The 3,037-nt window shown below is 71.6% G+C and carries 3 protein-coding genes; 1 reads left to right on the top strand and 2 read right to left on the bottom strand.

Annotated elements, in window-relative coordinates:
• Nucleotides 1–131: 131 nt before the first annotated feature.
• On the top strand, nt 132–1,808 hold the full coding sequence (locus tag JNW87_RS36740) for an FtsX-like permease family protein (RefSeq protein ID WP_238455306.1): 1,677 nt from the start codon (nt 132–134) through the stop codon (nt 1,806–1,808).
• A 36-nt stretch (nt 1,809–1,844) separates the two neighbouring features.
• On the opposite strand, the gene JNW87_RS36735 is transcribed toward JNW87_RS36740, so the two are convergent.
• Together JNW87_RS36735 and JNW87_RS36730 are read right to left on the bottom strand one after the other, a co-directional pair.
• The gene (locus JNW87_RS36735) at nt 1,845–2,642 is read right to left on the bottom strand and encodes an endonuclease/exonuclease/phosphatase family protein (protein ID WP_238455305.1); all 798 of its coding nucleotides are present in this window, start codon (nt 2,640–2,642) and stop codon (nt 1,845–1,847) included.
• A gap of 76 nt (nt 2,643–2,718) precedes the next feature.
• A partial coding sequence (locus JNW87_RS36730; protein WP_238455304.1) for a hypothetical protein occupies nt 2,719–3,037 on the bottom strand: 319 nt, incomplete at its 5' end.

Raw genomic sequence — 3,037 nt, 5'->3', positions numbered from 1 at the left:
CCCTGACCGCCGCGATCTGGCACAACTGGCACACCGGCCAACCGACCATGCGATCCCTGACCGCCTACGACCACTGACCCCTTGGAATCGATCATCTAGAGCAGCTGGGGGCCCGGCAGGTCACCCAGATCATGACCACCTCGCCGAGCGACTGCGGCAACGGCTGCTACGTCGGCATCAACCACGACGGCATGACCCTCGTGCTGTCGGTCGTCGCGGCCGCGCTGCTCTTCCCGGTCCTCATCTTCATCGGCACGGCGACCCGGCTGGCCGCGACCCGCCGGGAGCAGCGCTTCGCCGCGATGCGGCTGATCGGCGCCACCCCCCGGCAGATCTCGGTCATCTCGGCCGTGGAGTCGACAGTCGCCGCCGCGGCGGGTACGGCTGCCGGGTTCGGCTTGTTCTTCGCGCTCCGGCCGGCACTCGCCACGATCCCGTTCACCGGTGAACCTTTCTTCAGCGCCGACCTGTCGCTCACCGGCATCGACGTCCTGTCGGTCGGGCTGGGCATCCCGCTCGGCGCGGTCGTGGCGTCCTGCCTGGCGCTGCGCCGGGTGCAGATCTCGCCGCTGGGCGTGAGTCGGCGTGTCACCCCGAAGCCGCCGCGCGCCTGGCGGCTCATCCCGCTGGTCGTCGGGCTCGCCGAGCTGACGTACTTCATCGGCCGGCGTCCCGGGACGACCAACGGCCAGATCACCGCGTACCTGTCCGGGTTCTTGCTGGTCCTGATCGGACTGGTGCTGGCGGGGCCGTGGCTGACGATGGTCGGCGCCCGGGCGCTGGCGGGGCGGGCCAGCCGCCCCGCCGCGCTCATCGCCGGGCGGCGGCTGTCGGACGATCCGAAGGCCGGGTTCCGGACCGTGAGTGGGTTGATCGTGGCGCTGTTCGTGACGAGCGTGGCGACCGGCATCATCACCACGTTCGTCGCCAACCGCGGCGAACCGCGCACCGACTCGGTGGCCGCCACCTCACTGGCGAAGTCGTTCTGGCCCGAGGAGGGTCCCGCGCCGACCGCGGACCAGATTCCGGCCGGGCTCACGGCGATCCCCGGGGTCCGCAGTGTCACCGTGGTGCACCGCAACCCCGACCGGGACGCATGGCAGGGCCTGGTCACCTGCGCCGAACTGGACCGCCTGGCGGTGTTCGGCAGCTGCCCCGCCGGCGCGCGGGTCGCGCAGGTGGCGAGCGACCTCATCGGCATGCGGGCGTTCGACCTGACCAGTGACACGTACGTCTGGGACGCCGCCGGCATCTCCCCCGCGGAGGTCGACCGGCAACCGATCCTGTCGGTGGTCGTCGACACCACCAGCCGCTCCGCGTTCGAGCGGGCCCGCACCTTGCTGGTCGACGCGTTCCCCCTGGGTCGCTTTCCGATCAGCGTCGGCGAGTGGGAGGCGAACTCCGCGCGGCAACTGAGGCAGTTCCAGCAACTGGCCAACGTGATCATACTGGCCAGCCTGCCGATCGCCGGCTGCAGCCTGGCGGTGAGCGTGGCCGGCGGGCTGAGCGACCGGAAGCGACCGTTCAGCATGCTGCGGCTCACCGGGGTGCAGCTACACACCCTGCGTCGGGTGGTCGCGCTGGAAACCGTCGTGCCCCTGCTGCTCGTCGCGACGGTGGCGACCGGGCTGGGATTCCTGGCCGCGCATCTGTTCCTGCGGGCGCAGCTCGGCTACCCGCTGCGAGCGCCGGACCTGTCGTTCTACCTCATGGTCGGCGGCGGGCTCGCGGTGTCGCTGGGCATCGTCGCCTCGACGCTGCCGCTGCTGCGGCGGATCACCGGTCCGGAGACGGCCCGCAACGAGTGAGGCAATCCGCAGCGGACCTGCGCGGCCTCGGAGCTGCTACGACTGAAGGTCGGTGACGACGGCGAAGTGATCCGATGGCCACACCTCGTCGACGGGGCTGGTGCCGGCGAGGCGGGCGGATCGCACCCGCCCGCGCCCATCCCGGGGCAGGCCGACCAGGACGTAGTCGATACGTGAGTCGGGGAGCACCGTGTCGGCCTGGTAGCCGTTGCGGCGGTCCCAGGTGAAGCCGGGGTCGGCCGGGTCGGCGTAGCGCCAGGCGTCGACGAGCACCAGCCCCGGGACCGCGGGAGCGGTGAGCAACCCGCCGAGCAGTCGCAGTTCGTCGGAGTCGGGCTCCGCATTGAGATCGCCGGTGACCACCGGCGGGTAGGCGCAGTCCGCCGCCTCCTCGGCGACCAACGTGGCCAGCCGCCGGACCTGGGGCAGGCGCACCTGTGAGCCGCCGGGCCGGTAGGTCAGATGGGTGGTGAACATCGGCAGGGCACCGTGCGGCGTATCGATCCGCCCGTGCAGGGCCACCCTGCCCTCGCCGGGATCGCCGGTGGGCAGGGGTACCTCGGTGTGCCCGGCGATGGGCCAACGGCTGAGTATCGCGTTGCCGATGAACAGGTCGTCGTCGTGCCCGGCGCTCGTCTGGCCCGCGATCGCCCAGCACCAGTGCATGCCCAGCCGCTCGGCGAGGTCGGCGGCCAGGTTCTGCCCGTGGGTGCCCCACACCTCCTGCAGCCCGCACACGTCCGGGCCCACCTCGGTCAGCGTCGCCGCGATCGCCTCCCGACGGCGCTGCCACGGTCCGTAACGGCCCCACAGGTTCCACGTCAGGACCCGCATCAGCCGTTCCCCTTCCTCCCAACCCGATCACTCCACGGCGGTCAGTTCCGACCGCCTGTACAGCGTCTCTGGTTCCCTATGCGATCCTCGGCGAGCCGGGCATCCGGCTGGCGCTACCGTCCCGGTCGGTGATCGGGGTGGCGTGCACGTGGCGGTGGAAGCCGTGGCCGAGGGCTGCCCCGCGGACCCGGTGAGGGCGTCGCGGGGTGGTGGTGGGAACCGTGTGCGGCACCTGGCTGACCGGCCCTTTCGGGTTGGTCTCCTGGGGTGTCCGTCCCGCCGGACGCTGACCGGAAGATCCCGATGGGGATTCTGCCGGGGCGGGAACCTGCCGTCGCAAGGGCAGCAGGCGTGAGGTCTTGACCGTTGCAGGTCGGGTCTGCTTCGGGGTGGGT

Source organism: Micromonospora sp. ATA51, assembly GCF_016802855.1.
GTDB lineage: Bacteria > Actinomycetota > Actinomycetes > Mycobacteriales > Micromonosporaceae > Micromonospora > Micromonospora sicca.
Note: the sequence above shows the minus strand (reverse complement) of the source record. Positions and strands in the feature narration are given on the sequence as shown.